Source organism: Enterobacter cloacae complex sp. IR5412, from assembly GCF_049237385.1.
GTDB classification, from domain to species: Bacteria; Pseudomonadota; Gammaproteobacteria; order Enterobacterales; family Enterobacteriaceae; genus Enterobacter; species Enterobacter intestinihominis.
This window is the reverse complement of the sequence record NZ_JBMKHQ010000012.1, coordinates 60133-77869: the sequence shown is the minus strand read 5'-3', so window position 1 is coordinate 77869 and position 17737 is coordinate 60133. Positions and strand designations below refer to the sequence as shown.

General features: G+C 41.9%; 12 protein-coding genes and 1 pseudogene. 2 read left to right on the top strand and 11 right to left on the bottom strand.

What is annotated here, in order from left to right:
* Positions 1-9 precede the first annotated feature (9 nt).
* From ACOTX2_RS18975 to trhI, 3 genes are all read right to left on the bottom strand, one after another.
* Positions 10-387: a hypothetical protein gene (locus ACOTX2_RS18975; RefSeq protein ID WP_000120822.1), complete on the bottom strand. Its 378-nt coding sequence runs from the start codon at positions 385-387 to the stop codon at positions 10-12.
* A 57-nt stretch (positions 388-444) separates the two neighbouring features.
* Positions 445-1317: a hypothetical protein gene (locus ACOTX2_RS18970; protein ID WP_000041927.1), complete on the bottom strand. Its 873-nt coding sequence runs from the start codon at positions 1315-1317 to the stop codon at positions 445-447.
* A 394-nt stretch (positions 1318-1711) separates the two neighbouring features.
* The gene (trhI, locus tag ACOTX2_RS18965; RefSeq protein ID WP_044704554.1) at positions 1712-3496 is read right to left on the bottom strand and encodes an IncHI-type conjugal transfer helicase TrhI; all 1785 of its coding nucleotides are present in this window, start codon (positions 3494-3496) and stop codon (positions 1712-1714) included.
* Positions 3497-3675: 179 nt separating this feature from the next.
* Here trhI and ACOTX2_RS18960 point away from each other — a divergent pair, with 179 nt between their 5' ends.
* Positions 3676-4548: a hypothetical protein gene (locus ACOTX2_RS18960; RefSeq protein ID WP_000771834.1), complete on the top strand. Its 873-nt coding sequence runs from the start codon at positions 3676-3678 to the stop codon at positions 4546-4548.
* Between the two features lie 28 nt (positions 4549-4576).
* Here the strand turns inward: ACOTX2_RS18960 and trhN are convergent, their stop codons facing one another.
* From trhN to hdtA, 8 genes are all read right to left on the bottom strand, one after another.
* On the bottom strand, positions 4577-7765 hold the full coding sequence (gene trhN / locus ACOTX2_RS18955) for an IncHI-type conjugal transfer protein TrhN (RefSeq protein WP_000776701.1): 3189 nt from the start codon (positions 7763-7765) through the stop codon (positions 4577-4579).
* 18 nt (positions 7766-7783) lie between these two features.
* Positions 7784-8839, bottom strand: a complete 1056-nt coding sequence (gene trhU / locus ACOTX2_RS18950) for an IncHI-type conjugal transfer protein TrhU (RefSeq protein ID WP_181231580.1) — start codon at positions 8837-8839, stop codon at positions 7784-7786.
* Positions 8840-8983: 144 nt separating this feature from the next.
* On the bottom strand, positions 8984-10495 hold the full coding sequence (locus ACOTX2_RS18945; protein ID WP_001256132.1) for a TrbC family F-type conjugative pilus assembly protein: 1512 nt from the start codon (positions 10493-10495) through the stop codon (positions 8984-8986).
* Positions 10482-10994, bottom strand: a complete 513-nt coding sequence (gene trhF / locus ACOTX2_RS18940; protein WP_001286760.1) for an IncHI-type conjugal transfer protein TrhF — start codon at positions 10992-10994, stop codon at positions 10482-10484. The genes ACOTX2_RS18945 and trhF overlap by 14 nt, the downstream gene beginning before the upstream one ends.
* Before the next feature lie 277 nt (positions 10995-11271).
* On the bottom strand, positions 11272-15576 hold the full coding sequence (gene rsp, locus ACOTX2_RS18935) for an IncHI-type conjugal transfer protein RSP (protein WP_001232109.1): 4305 nt from the start codon (positions 15574-15576) through the stop codon (positions 11272-11274).
* Positions 15577-15695: 119 nt separating this feature from the next.
* The gene (locus ACOTX2_RS18930) at positions 15696-16250 is read right to left on the bottom strand and encodes a plasmid transfer protein (RefSeq protein ID WP_000235773.1); all 555 of its coding nucleotides are present in this window, start codon (positions 16248-16250) and stop codon (positions 15696-15698) included.
* Positions 16251-16258: 8 nt separating this feature from the next.
* On the bottom strand, positions 16259-16684 hold the full coding sequence (locus tag ACOTX2_RS18925; RefSeq protein ID WP_000836981.1) for a hypothetical protein: 426 nt from the start codon (positions 16682-16684) through the stop codon (positions 16259-16261).
* Complete coding sequence (gene hdtA, locus ACOTX2_RS18920) at positions 16674-17126, bottom strand: H transfer determinant A (protein ID WP_000952689.1); 453 nt, start codon at positions 17124-17126, stop codon at positions 16674-16676. Before hdtA ends, ACOTX2_RS18925 begins: the two co-directional genes overlap by 11 nt.
* Before the next feature lie 443 nt (positions 17127-17569).
* On the opposite strand from hdtA, the pseudogene ACOTX2_RS18915 reads away from it, so the two are divergent.
* Positions 17570-17737 (top strand): annotated as a pseudogene (locus ACOTX2_RS18915) (IS5/IS1182 family transposase); the annotation flags it as partial.

The following is a 17737-nucleotide window of genomic DNA, read 5'->3' as shown; positions in this document are numbered from 1 at the left end:
GGTTTAATGTCAGATCTGATTAAAGCTACTTTGTCCAAAACCTTTTAGAGGTTTAGGTATGTGAGCCAACTTACTTGTTGCTACCACTCTCATGTAGTCAAGAGGATGTTCTCTCCCTTCAATCATAATAGTATCGACAACAATATAACCGGAGACCATCAACTCATCACCCTGATTTATACCAGTGAAACAGGTTGAATACATTTCAGGCGACACCTTGATTTGAACTGAAAATTCTCTCTCAGTGATTTCACCATCAACTTCTGTCTTCATCCTATTTTTGAGCTTTATTAACAAACCTATACTCTGGTCAGTCATTTTTTTCTCCACAGCACTGATAACTATCCCGGACACTTTTACTTCATTGATATATTCAAGATATGACATTTTCCGCTCCTCGATTTGTTCAAAGAGAAGCCCCGTTAGGGTTCCCCCTTAACAGGATTAAATAAATTTATTAGTTACATACATGAACGTGCAGACTACCAAACAGGCAATTCCGGCAATATGTAACCAATTTCTTGTTGGTTTAGTTGGTGCAATCGCTAAAGAGTTCTCCAACTTCTCTGTTACAAGACGTCGATTCTCTGCTTTAGCCGCATCATCTAAATATTGAGTTTCACGCTTAGCGAGAGTCTCAATTTTCGATTTTATTGCATGGTCCCATCCTTTAGTTTCAAAAACGCTTAACTCACTAAAGGTGTGCGTCATGAGATCTTCTGGGAAACCCAGTTTTTTCATTAACGGACGAATGGTATCATACATTTTTTCTACATTTTCGTAGTGGGCCTTTACTGCGACATCAAAACGCTTACGTAAAGTTAATTTTTCACGTTTGCAAATGATGTCCGAAACCCAATTTATTAACTGCTCATTTTTGAGTTCACTGGCTTTTTCAAGTGAGTAATCCAGATTATCCACGTCAAGAAATGAATTTAATCCGTATTTTTCAAACTCCTCAACAAGATATTTATCCAGTTCAGTTAAGCTTTTAAAAAGTGGTACATCTGGGGAAGCTTTAAGAAGCTTATAAGCTCCTTCGAAATCAATTTTCTTGACCACGAGCTCCACAACATCCACATGATAATAGCTTGAATAAGCAGAAAGCTTTTCGGCCAACAAAGACACAGGCTTAAGAGACTTAAGTTCAATGATATTTGGGCCGTCCTCATTCAAAATAACAATCAGTTCATTATCACGTTCTGTATATTTCATCAGAACTTCTAAGAGCTGTTTGTTTAGCGCCTTATCCATCTCTGGAATAATTTCACTAAAGGTTTGATGAAGGGCTTTACTGCGAGCTTTATTTTTAGACATTTGGGGTCACCTATATATAGTAAGAAGGAAGAAACAAATTTTTGTTTCAACACGAAGGCAAAGCCTGTCATTCATCTCCCGTAAGCTATGAACCGCCTGATTTATACTATCTGGCATTAGAAGTACGCAACAAAAATAGCCCCAGGAGGAGCTAAATTAGTTACGGTTTGGTAAATTCAGATTGCCTTTTGCAGGCATGGGAAGTGCACCAGCGACAAAGGTGACATTTTGCCGGTGGTGTCTTACAGCTTGTTTAAGCTGGCCGCTTTTCACGGCTAAATCAACGCTTAACGCGAAAGTAACTTTAAGCAAAGTTACTCAAATTTGGGAGCTGATATTTAAGCTCATTGTTTTTATACTATAGCTTTAAGCATAAGTAAATGCCCATATCGAATTATTCTGTATAAAGTGGAGAAATTCGAATATTAGCTGCTTCTTTCATCTTTTCTTCACTGCATTCTCTTAAAAAGAAAGAAGGATCACCATACCACATTACAAAAAGTTGCTTTTCTGCACGCGTAAATCCAACATAAAGCAAACGTCTTTCTTCTTCTATTGCCTCCTCCCCAACTGATCTTTTACTTGGTATCTGATCCGCATTACAACTCATTATTATTACTTTATTCCACTCAAGACCCTTTGAACCATGCAAGGTTGATAGGACTACTTTCTCTGGGCTGTATTCCTCGTCCTTCTTCCTAGGGCCTAATGACATTGCAGCAGCACGATTTATCATATTCATCCAACCAGTCTTTTCTGCCCACTGTTTACAAGTGTCTAAAGCAATTTTTGTTAAGGTTGCTGTACCTTTATTACTCCTCATCTTGATTGACGACGATTCCATCCATTTCGTAAGGTTGGCGAAACGTTTTGCTATCTCAACTTTATCAGAACTTTCCTGGGTAAAGCGCACGAAGTTTGAATGTAATGTTTTTGTTTCGAGAGAACTGTCCTCCGGGATGGCAAGGTCGCCAAAAGTAACTTTTCTTCCTCTCATACTCAATGCCACTTCATCCAAAACTGATTCCTGTTCTCCAAACAATGCCAATACTCTCTTCATTAAGCGAGGATCATTTGATTGTCGGAAAAAGGCCATAAGGCTTAACACATCGCTTGTTTCTTTTTCATCCCAGAATGATTTACCTCCGTAACGAATTACTGGCTGTTCGATCAAACTTTCTAGCTCATCCAAGTGAGCATTATTGCGGCTTAGAATTGCCCATCCATGTGGATCCTGATTTATAAGGCTTAAAATACCCTGTATCTGTTCCTCCATATCTACATATGAACGAAAAGTGACCTTTCCCCCTCCCTTTTTTGCCGAGCGTAACTCTTTGGCATAACGGTAAACATTCTTTCCTATCAGTGCTCCGGCCACCTCTAAAATTTCAGGTTCACACCTAAAGCATGTGTTTAAGTAAAATATGTTAGGTCTGAAGTGTTTTTCAAACTGTTGAAATATTTTGACTCCTCCTGAGGATCTGAAGGAGTAGATGGCCTGATCATCGTCTCCAACTATACTCGTATAGACTCCAGCTCTTGTATGCAATGCTATCCATGAGAATTGTATAGAGTCAGTATCCTGAACTTCGTCTACTATCAAATGTGTCAAATCTAACGTGCGCATTTTTCCCGAATGCATTTGACCGACAACAAATTTTGAAAGAGCATTGAGGTCCGCCACATGGTCTTTCTGGCATAACGCCTGATAGGTATTAAACAAATGGATCTGTTGTCTGTTATGCCGAACTGAAATCACATCCGTATCCATTTCTCTGCCGATAGCATCAATAACGAATTCAGCTTCAGCAAACTTCATCGTTACACCGGATTCTTTCAAAGCCCGGTGAATGACAGATCTCTGTGCTGGCCCTATCAACATCTTTCCCGGCCAGCGAATCATGTCCAGTTGCTTCTTAACGAGTCCGTGAAAAGTATCCACCAGCACCCGGTCAAGATCCTTCTTGCTCAATCGCTTTTGTAACTTTGCTGCAAGTGCGTTTGTTGCAGCGCGAGTAAAGGTCACCATCCCGATTCTTGCATATGGATACTTTTTGAGAATCGATATAACCGCTTCTATCATGGTGAACGATTTGCCTGATCCAGGCGCTGCTATCACCATATTGTTTGCGCTAGCATTCTCGATAACAGGTCTTTGCTCTTCTGTTGGCTTACCCATTTCAACCTCATTACTTCGTTTTAATAATTATACATTTTTATAAAAGCGCTTTTCTTGTGTACTGCTGGTTCTACTGGAAATCACTTTTTTTCCTTTTTTATGCAATCAGGTTGTTTGTGAAACGCGTGACTATGGAATAATGGTTCCATCTCCAAAAGACATTACAAAAAGGGCTTTAAATGAAACTTTTACGTTTAGTATCTCTGGTCTCTTCTGTCGTCATTGGTTTTTCCCTATCGGGTTGTGCCGGTGACACCGGCACTACGCCAGGCACCGCTCTGAATGCGTACAGTCACGGCCAGTACTGGCATGCTAATGCAAATGATTCTGTCGCCAAGAATGCCTATTCGTTTGCTGGTTTCGACGTTAATTTTAAGGAGCAAGAGGTTACTCCTGGAGGGGATGCCGACAACTTTCTTTCTAAGTATCTCATCAATAGTTCGATGGGCTACGTAACAGGCGGTCTAAAAGGTTTTGGGATCATGAGCCTCAGCTCTTTGTACAGTTCTTCTGACGCCGAATACATCCAGGTCAATCAATACCTAGTGTTCGTCCCCAATCCAAAAAAATTGCCTTACAATGATGAAAGTTTGGTACGTGAGGGAGCTAAGTATGTTTTTGAGCATACAAAAGCAACTCAGGCCTCATTTGGATACAACCCTGAAAAACAGAAAGCAGCTCTGGCCACATGTAAAATTGATATGGCAGTCGTCAATAAATGGAGTACCTGTGATCTGCCCTCTAAGCCTGATGCTGATGTTTTCCCTACAGATTCAATGTACAGCTTTCAGGCGATTCGCCCCGCAACAGGAACCGAAATTCCTGAGCTAAACCTTCCCGCTGGTGATTACGCTGTAATTCGTTATGTGTTCATCCCATTTAAAGGAAACGAAACAAGCGCTGATTTTTCGGGTATCATTTTCCGTTCTGATAGCCCAAATACAACAACTCCAGGGGGTGTTGCAGCCTCCATCAACGGAAAAGATTATTACCTCTTTACCGGTGAATACGGTAAAAAAGGCTTCCCAGAAAAAACATTGAAAGCCAAGTAATTAAAAAAGGGGCCTAACGGCCCCTTCTTCAATATTTCGGCAACTGCTTGCCCGTAACCGGATCCAGCGTAGTTGAACCTACCTCACATATGGCCGGTCGAGGTAAATAGCTACAATCTACATTTTCCTCTTTTATAGCCTGAGCATTTTCTTGTCTGGCCTTTATCATATTTTCTTCACCGCCCATTGCTTCCTTGGTACGTTCTGATGGAAGTTGATAGTTCTCATTCTGGAATGGTAAGTTTTCCACAATTGATTCTTCGGAGAATTTTGAATATTGATCAGGAACTTCTCCTACCTGAACTGCATCATTAATCCACTCCGTCAGATCAATTTTATCGAAATCCAGTTGCTGTATTTGCTTTATTGATAGCCCCACGCAATTAGAGGCGACAGGGTCTATTCCTAATTGCGGATAAGCTTGTTGCATAATAACGCGTGACAACATGGAATTATAACAGCACATGTCTGTTGCTTTTTTAACGCATTTCTTTGTGAAACCAACATTCAGATATTTGACGCATCGTTCCGTATCTAATGTAAAACAGGATTTTTGATTCTTATGAATAGAAGCTTCCATCTCTTTCTGGTCGCATGCTACCAACATTTCTAAAAGCATTTTAGTGACCTGATAGGCTGTATAAATCCAACCGATCACGTTTAATGCAAGCATAAAGTTTTGAACCGCAGCCGAGAAGACAACCTCTCCTCCGGTAGTAGCAACGTTCTTAAAGACAAAGTCACGAACTGTATCTGGTAGCAATTCGTAGGCTTTCTTCATTGCCATCTGCTTAAGCTGACCTATACCGAAGCTGGACATTGTTTCCTGTGCCAACTGGCCAGCACCTCCTGCCCCTCCAGAAGTTGCGGAAGACCCAACTGCCCTGCTTAGATTACCAGCGACGTTTTCATATACGCTCGTTAAGGAGCTCGTGACGTTGTTCCACATTTGCCCTACTGTTTTACCAGCTGATGCAGTCCACTCTCCGACCGCATTAGACATAGAAGCCCATGTACCTGTATCACCGCCGGTCCATTTTATTAGCTGAGCATTAACTCTGGTCCAGTTTGTGTTTCTGATCATAGATCCGGCAAGCATGATACCTTCAAGTGCTCCTGCGGTTCCCTGTGGTGCTTCGCAGCAGTCCGTCTTTGCCAGGCCATTTACAAAGCCTACTGAACGACCACACCATTCAGGTTTTCCTTCAAAGACGGAACATGAATTGGCATCGTTAGGGTCTTCGCATTTGGCTTCGCCCTGCATGTACTGAACCATGTTTGAATAAGCCGCAACTTTTCCAAAATCGTTGTTCTCTTCCTTTGGCCCAGTTTCGCATGTTCCACCTGAACATGGGATCATGCCAACACAGGCATTTGTAGAAGATTCAACCTCCCGAACTACATCCTTCCCTCTGTCACAGGTGTATTTCTGTTCATACATGTAGCAACTGTTAGTGCCCTCATCGAACCAACCCTCTGCACATGTTTGTTTATCGAGTACACATGCTGCATCATTTTTATAAGCACTACATGCATCAGGCATACTCTTTATTTCTTCATAGTTGTAACAGAGGTCCTTTCCATTAGCGTCTTTCATAATTTTTCCACTAGCGTCATAAGAGCAAATTTTGTCTTTGGCCAATGGATCACAAAAGTAGCCTTCAAGGTTTGTCTTCCAGGTAAGAAATCCTTTATCACCTTCATACAGAGGCTTTGCCAATGAAAGCACGCTTTCCGGAAGCCGTTTTGTGCCAACATCCATATCTTTAAACCGATCGAAACGGCAGAATGTATTCGGAGCTTGTACAGCATCGTAACAACCAGCTGGTTCCTGGACGTGCTTATCTTCGAGCTTCATATTTTCAAAAGTCAGCTCAACCTCAAAATACCCTTCACCCTTCCCACCAACCCATACTCTGGATGCCATTGTCACTTCTCGATCAGGCTCCTCATACACCGATTTTCTGACCTTATCAGTCACATCGTAAACCTTGTCGAGTTTCCACGATTTTTTTAACTCCCAAGATCCCTTAGGAGCCGGATAGTCACTTTCTCGATATGCACCATCTATGTGAGCAAAAATCTGCGTGCCATCAAGTGTTACCCGCATGTGGTCATCCCACTCCGCGTTAACAATCTTTGCTGAGGCCAATTTTGCATCCGGATGGAATTTTAATGTCAGTTCGTTATCATATACCCCGTCACTCCAGTAGTTGTCATCACGGCGACCAAACCATATACGCACACAATTATCGCCGCACATCGACATGTCTCCGTTTCCGCCTGAAATGTAAACAGGGACTGAAAAATCACGGGTTATCGTGCAGCTGCTGAAGTTATCTTGCTTAGGCGAGTTACAGTAGAACTCTTTGTAATCAGGATAGTGTGTGGTTACTGTTTTTTTAGAGGTCTCAACATTACAGTTCTGAAGCCAGTTTCCAGTACCAGCAACAGCATTTGTTATCTCATTTCTCCCCGCAGTAAACATGGGATCGTTAGGCTTTATAGATGATGCCGGGTTGTCCTTGTTAGCATTTACGAGGGTGCGGTAGGCAACGCCATCATAACTTTGAGCATCAAATAACTGGCTTTTCCGATTCTTTATATCGTTTACAAAGCCATCCTCATCCCCATAACGATCTGCGGCATTGAACTTAATATCGCTGTGCTTTTGCTCTGAGCTGAAAATCTCTCCGGTATTTGTTTTGGTTCCAGGAGTAGTATTGGGATTACTGCTTATACCAATGTTGCCATTAGCATCCCGAGAGAGCAGCTTTGCCCCTTCCTTGGTATAGTTTGAATTGATTGTCCCTCCAGACATACTCGGCAGTTGTACGGCGCTACCAATGGACTTTCCATCGGATGCGGCATTTTTCATGACACTTTCATTTGAGTTCCCTGCCCCATACTTTCCGAGATTAAGATTAGCGGATTCGGCTTTACCCACGTATTTCTCGGTGATCTTCCCACTGACATTCTCGCCTGAATCCGCATTCTTGTACTTCTCAACAATGTCCTGAGCACTGGTTGTCGCATTGCGATTTGCGTTAGGATTAGCAAGATTAAAGTTACTTTCGAGCTGGTCAAATATAGCGTCTGCCGCATAAATACGAGGAGTCATTACCATATTTATGAGAGAGATATAAAAAGCCCAACTCATAGTATTGGCAATCATTGATGCAATAATAGTTGAAGCTATCGTTTTTCTAAGTTTCATTATTTTTACCCTTAGAAATCAAGCGCCTGGTATATATCTGACGCAACAGTCATTGTAACGCCACAACATATAGACATAATTATCATTGCCTATTTTTTTGCGCCCACCTTTAAGGGTTGACCAGTCATGTACCGAATCACCAAGACGATGACAGCAATCCGGCCCTTTCGCCTCAGGAGTTGGGAAAAGCATTGAAAGCCGATACTGGGAACGAGGTGTAAAGTATTCCCACGTTTTCTCACACATTGCGTCTGCTCCCATCGTTCGCATCAGCATTCCCTGGCGATGTAGTTTAGTCAGAAGACGCTGGGTTATCAGTGAACTCGTCCTTACAGCGTCATCATTTGCGTAAATGTGGCCGGTTAATGGATAAAGGTTGCCATCGCATCCGGCACAAAAGTATGCAGCGAGATTATCCTTTCCTGCTGTTACTGCTACACAGTCAGCAGCGCACACCATTGAGGCAATTGGGTTTGCAAAAACTACTGCCTCTGGATTCAGGACGAGTGTAAGCAGATCACTTTCCCACATAGGGTCCACTTCGCTTATATAGGTCAGGCTGGCATCTATATAGGGTTCAGCAGTGCACTCGCCAATAATCAGTAATTTGAGCATTGTCATGATTGGGAACTCCCAAAGATGAACATCGTAAAATCCGGCTTCAGTTGCTGTCATTGGCTGATTTGTGTTGCTTTTACCAATATCAAACTGCGATTTTTGAAGCATCGTGCCTTCAAGAAAGGGGCTGCACCAGGGGCTCTTTACAACTTCTACAATCTTCACCGGCTGAAAGAAGCTCAATTGCCAACCTATTTCCGGTACGCCGTTCTGATCTGTGCAGTAGCAACCCGGACGTGAAGGAGCAGCGCCTTCTGGAGCTGCCCCTATGCCCATTATCCTCATGGGAAAAATGCAGCTCCAACAGATATTCTTAATCAAGCCCTGCCACACTCCAGCTGACTGACACATAGCCCCAGGGACTCCAGCATCTGCTGCCATAGCCATACCCGGTATAGAAAGCGAAAGCATAACTGCTACAATGAACTCTAAAAGTAACTTTTTGAATTTTTTCACCATCATGCTCACTTGGATGTAATAAATGTTGCAACACTTTCGATATAGTCGACGGCTTTGGTAAAATAACTTCTCATCTGGTCCGGATAATTTAGCGTCAGCCATGTTGCAAAGAGAGCGCCTATAATAAATCCGAGTTTCATCTTATTTTTCCTCTGAAAGATTTGGGGCTCCGATACCACGGACTTCTGCCTCGCTAAACAGGGTGATCCGGAATTTATCTTGGTCAGTAGTTATAAGCGCAGGTGTGTTTTTAATCTGAAAGCGTGAGATGATCTGTTCGTTAACTTTAAACACCTTACCGTTAAATTTTTCACGTAAATCATTTAGGTGATCCCATCCATTATCTTTTTGGATACGGGTAAACATTGGCATTACTTTTCCACTACCCAGACGTTGTCGATACTGCTGCTCAGCCCATACCAGCTGGCCCGGATTGAGTGGATCGAAAATTATCATCGTCAGGTTTTGAGGAAATCTCGAAAGTGGATTAATCAACTCACCGGCGGAAGCTATTACACGGCCCTGCTTATCTTTTACGTCCTGAGTGACCCTCACTGTAGGGTCAATTAAAAATTCTTTGTGTTCCTGGGCAGGAGGGAGGTCGACCATCCATTGATTTTTCCATGTGTCAGAAACGGCCCTTTTTTTTGCACCTTCCCAGTCATATTTTTGTGCACGTTCTTCCAGTTCTTTAATGATGCTCTTTTCTTCAACGGGATAAGTGGTACCAGCAACCGGGAAAATATCCTGATCGGGTTTTTTAGCAAGTTCTCGCTGAAAAAACTCAACGTTGAAGGAGCCTACCATTTTTGCAAAACGAGCTTGCTCCCTAGAAATAATTGTCGGTACTTGAGTTACTTGATACTGACTGAAGCTATCAGGATCAATTGTAATCAAAGGAGATTCAAATTTTCCTTTGACAATCATTTGGTTTATTGCTGCCTGTGTCTCTGGTAGCCGAGTAGTTCCTTTCTTTAGACCATTGAAAACTACACGAGCTTTATGCTCTGAGGCCGTACGTAGAAGGTCTTCCAGTACATAATCCGGCAAGCTAAATGAAGCAAAGATCGTTATTCCATTTTCAGTTGATAGTGCTTCTTCACGTGTGCTATCCATTTTTCTTTCGAAGTCAGCAGCTGTGATGCCCGAGGAACCAAACAATTTTTCGATATTTTTAGATTGTCCTCGCATGACTTCCGGCTTATTTTCCACAGCTTTCAGAGCCGCTTCATTAAGGCTGGCGTTTTCTTGAATTTCATCACGTCTTCTAATTATATCGTTGACAGCTTCAGAGTTATTACTTTGGGCCCTGATAGCCTGGGTATGGTCTATAACTGCTTGAACACTATCCGCATTCATACCGGGGACGTAACCACGGTTTATTTGCTTGCTCAGGTCCTGGTTTTTTTGGAGTGCTTCAGCTTGCGCTATGTACTTCTGCACATCTGGTGATTTTAGCGTAGCATCAAGGCTAAGAGCCCCATCTGGCTGCTGTGCACCTTTAGCCTGTGCCCCAAGCCCTTTTGCTTGCTGAGCGATTAGGTCAGCATCATGTTGATACTCAGTGCTTGCATTTGTATTACTTAAAACTGCACATAACGCAAGTCCAGGAAGTATTGGTAAATATTTTTTATTTACATTAAAAGATCGCATATGTTTTCCCAATTACTGAATTCAGCTTTACTGTTCCCCAAAAACGGGAATCCCATGAGTGATCGGTTTGCCCAATTAGGAAAACTTCGCCTTCAGGAATTATCAATTCTTTTTCAATCAAAATGGACGGAATATTGTATTTCTTCGAAATACGACGTGCATTAGCTTCAAAAAATTTGTCCCCGTTATAAACCCCATCCATTGTTACTTTAAGTTTGTCACCGCCCACACCGGCAACAATTTTTATGACTCGTTCATTTTCTGGGATAAAACGTACCGATTTCGGCATGTTAAATGCTATGAGTTCACCAGTTTTAATACTTTTATCCGAATGATCAATCATATAAAAATCAGCAGGCAGGCACCCATTCAATAAACCGTATCCAAATGTATAACGGGTGAAAAAGACACACATAACGAGAATCAGCAATAAAATATTAAGGGGGACATACCAATCCAGTATAAGCAGCCCTCTCTTTTTAGGTATGTAGTCGCTCATATTTTTCTCACTGGCACTGAAGAATATTTTTACTAGGCAGATGCACCTCTATCCAAGTAATTATTATCCATGTTTTTCAACGCTCGGAAGTCTGCAAACCAACCTAATATTCACCTATAAGAATGTTAATTCCTCAGCATGTATACGCAGCTTTGTTAGCGGCCATGAAAGATGCCTTTGGAGCAAAGTTACTTTCCGACATTAATTTTTCAAAGGTCCAATTATTGGGTATAAAAAAGCCGGGACATAATGTCCCGGCTTTATATTTAAAAATTAACTACTCACTGCTTGGTATTGATACAGTGTTTTCAGACTTACTTGCCTCTTCAGCCGGTCCGAAAACTGTCACGTGCTGTGTTGCAAAGTCTCCACTATCATCATAAGCAATTACTTTTATGTCCTGCTTACCACGGTTAAGGTTTTTAGAAAGTGTAGCCGTACTACCGAAAACGTTCCTTAATTCGCCGTTGATGAACCATTCATATCTAACCATTTTTCCATCAGTATCATCACATTTATTGGTAAAGCTCCAGCTTAGGTTGGTTTCCGTGTAGCTCAATGTACAATTAGGCACTGCGTTTTTAACGACATCAAACTCAACAGATGCTGAACCTCTCTGTCCAAGTTTACTAACAACATCAATTGTAATCTCGTATTTCTTTTCTTTTAAACCCGAGATCAGTTGAGCCCAATAATTTTTGCCGCTGGGTATTACTTCACCGTTCACCTTGTATGTGACCGTATCTATCGAGTCCGCCGAATGAGATAGCTTGATGTTTGACCTTAAGGTTACATCGAGTGGAGCTCTCATATATTTGTTAGAGAACTTGGGTGTCATCTCAACGTTCATTGGCGTTTGTTCATCGACAACAAAGGTATTTTCGATACGCTGTTCATTGTTTCGGTTATCTTTGAAAACAACCATCAATGTATATTTGCCAGGATTTTCAATTGTAAATTCTTTGGTGTCACCTTCATCTTTAGTGATTACCAGATTCTCTTTGTCGTAGATCCATTCACGGGAATAAGTAACACCAGGATAGTCTCCATCCTTAATACCGCTCAACGCAACGCGTAGGGTGGTCGGTGCCATGTCGTATTTAAGTTTGGAGCTTATTTTCATCTCGGGAAATTTATAAACCCACGATTTGACAGAAACTCTACGGGTAGAAACCGTATTCTCCTTATTGTCCGCTAACCATGCACTGTATTCAAAAGCAGCATATCCCTGTTTATCCAACATTTGCTCAGTAAGGGTAACAGACAGTGAAGAGCCCTTAAATGTCTGGCCATCCGGTGTTTTCCATTCTTCAACTACGTTATTACCATTCTGGTACTTACTGTTAGGGTTCGTGAACTTACCTTCCAAAGTAACTTTTTGACCAACCTCTACCTTTGAAACCCCCGTTACCGAGACAGAAAGGCGCTTGGGTTTTGCGGCTGCCAACCGAGCAGACGTTTCCTTCCATGAAGACTCCTCTGCCAGTTCATCGGAATCAAGGTAACGCATCCGGGCATAAATCGTAGACGGTAGGGTATCAGCTGAAGCCACAGTGTAAGTTGTATCTCCCTGCACCCAGTTGACTTTATCCTCTGACCAGAGAACCTCAGCGGTGCCTGCTGGTATAGGTTCATCGTTATCAAGCAGGGTTACAGGTATATCTGAGCCCTGAAGAATGTCTGTAACATCTATACTGAGCTTAGGCTGCTTGTAGGTAACTACCGTTAAGGCATCTGTGTAGGAAATCTTGGATGTGAATTTATTAGTCATTTTTGCCCTATAAAGCCACTTTCCTACTTCTGTCTTTTTGATACTTACACTTCTCTTTCCGGTCATGTCGGAAAGCATGGTCCAGGTTTGACCATTATCAGAGGACTGCTGCCATTCGGTGGGGGCGAGTGCATCAGAGTTAGCCGTACTGGCAGATTTGAAGCTTACCAGAGTACTAAGTGGGATCCTTCCGATAATAAGGCTTTTCGACAGGTTACCCTCCAGTTCCTCACCTTTATAGATTCGAATGCCTACAGCACTGGTCTCACGTTTCATTTCAAAATCAGAGAATGGCGATCTGACCTTAGCCACACCAACCAGACGCATATTACCCAGATCCATATTTTCAATTTTAATCTTGGTTTCGACAATGCCCGCATCATTGACCGGCAATGCTTCAGTCAGCGCAGTTCTTTCGTATGTAGTTTTATAACGGCCTGTTTCTGGATCTTTGCCGTATACACTTTTTTGAGAGTATATCGTGACGTCCCATTCTCCCATTGTTTTACGGTCAAATGCACTTTTACGTGTGGAGTTGTTATAACGCCCCACTGTTACCTTTAAGGGCACTTCAAGAGATGTGGCTGTTTTTTTGTCATCCACTTCCATCGATGCTCGAATATTGAAATCAGGCACCGTATATACGTTGAGGGTGTCTGTAGTTCTTAATTCTGGATCCTTTGAGTATTCTACAGCTATGTCAAAGACGTTCTTTGTCCACAATGGTGCAGCAGCAACCTTGACCCTTTGTACAAAGGTCGTTGCATCGTTGTTTGAGGAACGATTTTTAAATGACGTTTTGACAGCCTCAGAGCCGTTTTGAGAGACGATCATCGTAACGTCAGCTGGTACCACCTTCGCTAATATTCGAGCGGCCTCCCCCCCGGTCGTATAAGCCAGAGCAGTGTTCGGATTGATGCCTGCTATGACTTTATTCTTTTTGTAAGAGATGATCGGGTTGTATGGTAATTGTGTGGTCAGAGTACGGCGATTCCTTGCGGAAACCGCTTTAGAGCCCTTCCCGTTAATCATATAGACTTGATAGTCGAGCAGATTCTCACCTGTTTTATTAAAGAATCCAGTTAGACCCGGGGTACGTCCTTTAAAATAGAACTCCAACCCATCAGGGACATTGTTCCACTGAGGGTAGCATGCTGTAACATCTGATTTTTCCCCATACCAGGCGAGGTAAGCATTCGCATTTTCCTCTGTGGTAAACAGAGTGCATTTATCACCAGCTGTTTGACTAAGCAGGTCCGTATACTGACGTACGCGCGAGTAAAGAGTTACGTTTTTTTCCAGATTCTTAAGAGTGAATCCAGTAGGTTGATAAGTGAACACGGTACTGAAATTTACGTTTTTTCCATAAAGGTTTTCAGCCACCACAGTAATCTCGTGATCCGAATTAACTGCTAAATCGTCTCCAACCGGCAGGTAGTAAATACCTTTATAATTTGTAGGTGTTAACGAAACTACTTTGTTGTCTATTGTTACTGATTTTATGTCAGCAACCCCAGCCTGCCCCTGGAAAGCTGCAACGATAATCTCGTTCAGGAAGTATACGGGTGCTCGTTTAGTTAATACCTGCCCATCTTTGAGAACCATAAGCGTTGGGTTATCAGACAGCATCAGTTTGCTTTCAGGCTCAGTGTACGTAGAAGAGTTTTTGCTCGTATTTTCTACTGTAAAAGTCGCTGCGTAGGACCCGTTTATAAGATCCGTTAAGTCAAAGATATAGAGGTACTCATCACCGACTTTTTGAGGTCCACTTACCGGCTGTAAAGTTCTACGTAAAGGGGTTGCCCAGGACTGTTTGAAATCAATCTCAGTGCCATCATCTAAAGTCACTTTAGTCGTCGGCTTAAACACGCCATCCGGAGTCATAGTGAGCGACATAGCTGTTGGGAGCCACCATTCACCTTCTGTTTCTTGCTGGGGTACCTTAACGGCCACAGCAACGGTTTTGGCTCCGGTATAGATGTCCTGGCCACCTACTTTGATTGTTTTAGCCTCATCGGTAAAATTCCAAAGTGTATGGTCTACTACAGGAGGCCGATAATCCCAGTTAACAACAAGCTTTTTGGATTCAGGAGGTGCGAAATAATTATTCTTAGAGTTTGCTGTAATTGTGATATCACGTGAACCCAAAAGTTCATCTGTATCACTGGCCTTAATGCTTCCAACTTCAATGGTACAGGAAGTTCCGCCAATAGGTACTTCACAGGCGGAGCCTGAACCTATTGAGATGTATTGAATATAATTGCGGGGTTCAACAGAAACAGCGATATCTTTGATCGCTTCATCCTTTAAATACGATTTGAAAGAAAAGCCGTCATAGACTAATCCGTTCAGGGATGATTTAAGACCGGTGATAGTTGGTTTTACCGGTGCCACACTTTTGATTGAATATTCACCTTTTACTATTTCAACTTTTTTCCGTTCAGAACCAGAGAAGTAAGAAATCTTGTAAGGTAGTTTTAAATCACCGGTGGTGTTGGGAACGCCTGAAAGAGTGAAGCCGTTAGAAGTTAATCCCAAGGTATTGGGTAACCACTCAAAAAAACAAACGAGGTTATCAACAGAGGAAGTCGCTCGATCATCAACCGTTACATTACAGGCTGTGCCTGCACCTGAGGCAGTGATAGTGTTAGAATTAACGTATGCAACAAAGTCGCCCGGCCCCGGGTCAAAGGATACGGCTGGCAAATCAGCCTGTAGCTTTCCTGAAATCATAATCGCTTCAGCATAGACCGCTTTAATCGGAGCAATTAAAGAAAACAACAGGGCTAAACCTAAACCTGATTTTCTCATGACGAATACCTGTTTTTCTGAGCAAAATTAAACTCACTTTACGATGAAAAACAGAAATATCCGTTCGTATAACATTTAAAAAAACCTGTATTTTTCCGTATATTCCGTATGTTAATGCGCTATTTTGAATTCTTGGCTTCAGATAAGCGAAGCGCGGTAATTATAGACTCGGAGCTTACCCAGGGCGTTTTTTGAGCAAGATATCCAAGTATGTAGAGGCCAATTTTAACGCAATCCATTTGTGAGACGGGGACCATGTGCATGAAGGGTTTTAAGCCATCTTTATCGACTGGAACTATCCCTGCGGATAACAACAAACCGCCCCTCTCGTTTGGGGTAACGCTTATATTTTTGTATACGACGTGGCCATGATGTGAGGTTTTCCTCTTATCAATCTTTAAAGTATGCATGATTCTAAGAAATACAGATGCCATCTGCATAACTTCATTCGTCGACAATTTTAGAAGTACAGAACGGTTTGAGCCCCAGTCATAATCTTTTTTTGCGTTCCTTGGAGCGACGTGCAATGTAAGATAATAATTATCAATCTCATTTGAAAAAGGTGAAGGTTTTGATGAGCTAACATCTTCATTGTTCATCTCAATGACAAGGGCTGCATCCTGACCAAATGCTTTAACATTATGGTTTTTAAGAGCGAAGTCTGAAGTTGCCATATAAAAAGTCACTTTTGATAAAACCACATACCGCCTAATGATTCATCATCGGCAAGATGCTTGAAATTTGATAGTGTAAATCCTGTTTTGGTTTCAGAAATCACCAGGCTGTAAGATGCCGTATGTACAAGGCGAGAATTGTTTAGATCAAGATCATCACAAAAACCAGGGCTTTTGACGGGGTCAGCCTTTTCAACAAAAGTTACTTTTGAAGCGATGCCGTTGATCACGATTTTCTCGTTATCAGCAATTTTAATGTTTAAAGAAGGCGAGCTTTTATCACATGGCAGGAAGAGTGATGTCTTTTTAAATGTGTTTCCAGTGAAGTCCAAAAGGTCAGGTTTAACCGGAACATTGTTTAGGATTTTATAAACTCCAGCAAATGCACATAACACAACAAAACCAGATAAAACATATCTAATCTTAGACTTCATCCCCCAGTTCCTCTCCTAAAAGTTTTAACGCGCTTACGCACATAAGCCTCAACTGATACAGTAAGTTATCAGCGGTTATTCCACCAACGAAGGTAACTGTACGTCGTATTGATGCTCCGCCAGGCTCGCACTGGATATGGCCAATACCAGAATCACGGAGGAAGTCATTTTCTGCACTTACAAGGTCTGACTCTACAGGTGGAATGATAACTTCAATGAGTATTGTATCAACTGGGGCCCACTCCCAATCGAACTTAAGAGAGGAAATTGGGGATATAGAAACAAGAAGCTCATCAATATTAAAAATTACGGGTTTTATTCCCATAACCTCAGACTGAATGAAGTGGCTTTCTACCATAACTACCGGAAACTCTGAAATAGTCAGAACTCCGATTAACTGGTCTCGGCGTAAACCATGTATTAGTGAGTTGCGAGATAGCATTCGATCAGCCTTTATTATAATAATCAATCATTTGGGACAAGGACAAAAGGGATTACAGAAACGAAGATTCTACATGAACATCGTTGTCAGTGACCTTAGGTCCATCGGGTATAAGGGTATCAAAAAATCCTTACATAACCATTAAACCACAAAGACTTTTTACGTAAAATAATAATTAAGTACCAGATTTATTAAGATAATTCTTAGGTTTTTTACAAATTTAGGAAAAATCCGCACTTCCTGTAACAGCATCCAAATTAACCTAAAATACCGTTTCATTAACAGTAATTTTACAGATTCAGCTGAAGCCTGAGTTTATTATAACAAAAAAAAGGCCAGCAAGTATGCTGGCTTTCCTGGTAAGACAAGTTGAACTCAGAAGTCGATTGTACTGTCTCTCACCTATCTTGCGGCTTTGTTGAATAAATCGAACTTTTGCTGAGTTGAAGGATCAGATCACGCATCTTCCCGACAACGCAGACCGTTCCGTGGCAAAGCAAAAGTTCAAAATCACCAACTGGCCCACCTACAATAAAGCCCTCATCAACCGTGGCTCCATAACTTTCTGGCTGGATGATGAAGCTATTCAGGCCTGGTATGAGTCAGCAACA

Coding starts and splice junctions, on each gene's coding strand:
- ACOTX2_RS18975 (WP_000120822.1), bottom strand. CDS start 387: ATGTCATATCTTGAATATATCAATGAAGTAAAAGTGTCCGGGATAGTT.
- ACOTX2_RS18970 (WP_000041927.1), bottom strand. CDS start 1,317: ATGTCTAAAAATAAAGCTCGCAGTAAAGCCCTTCATCAAACCTTTAGT.
- trhI (WP_044704554.1), bottom strand. CDS start 3,496: ATGGGTAAGCCAACAGAAGAGCAAAGACCTGTTATCGAGAATGCTAGC.
- ACOTX2_RS18960 (WP_000771834.1), top strand. CDS start 3,676: ATGAAACTTTTACGTTTAGTATCTCTGGTCTCTTCTGTCGTCATTGGT.
- trhN (WP_000776701.1), bottom strand. CDS start 7,765: ATGAAACTTAGAAAAACGATAGCTTCAACTATTATTGCATCAATGATT.
- ACOTX2_RS18945 (WP_001256132.1), bottom strand. CDS start 10,495: ATGCGATCTTTTAATGTAAATAAAAAATATTTACCAATACTTCCTGGA.
- trhF (WP_001286760.1), bottom strand. CDS start 10,994: ATGAGCGACTACATACCTAAAAAGAGAGGGCTGCTTATACTGGATTGG.
- rsp (WP_001232109.1), bottom strand. CDS start 15,576: ATGAGAAAATCAGGTTTAGGTTTAGCCCTGTTGTTTTCTTTAATTGCT.
- ACOTX2_RS18930 (WP_000235773.1), bottom strand. CDS start 16,250: ATGGCAACTTCAGACTTCGCTCTTAAAAACCATAATGTTAAAGCATTT.
- ACOTX2_RS18925 (WP_000836981.1), bottom strand. CDS start 16,684: ATGAAGTCTAAGATTAGATATGTTTTATCTGGTTTTGTTGTGTTATGT.
- hdtA (WP_000952689.1), bottom strand. CDS start 17,126: ATGCTATCTCGCAACTCACTAATACATGGTTTACGCCGAGACCAGTTA.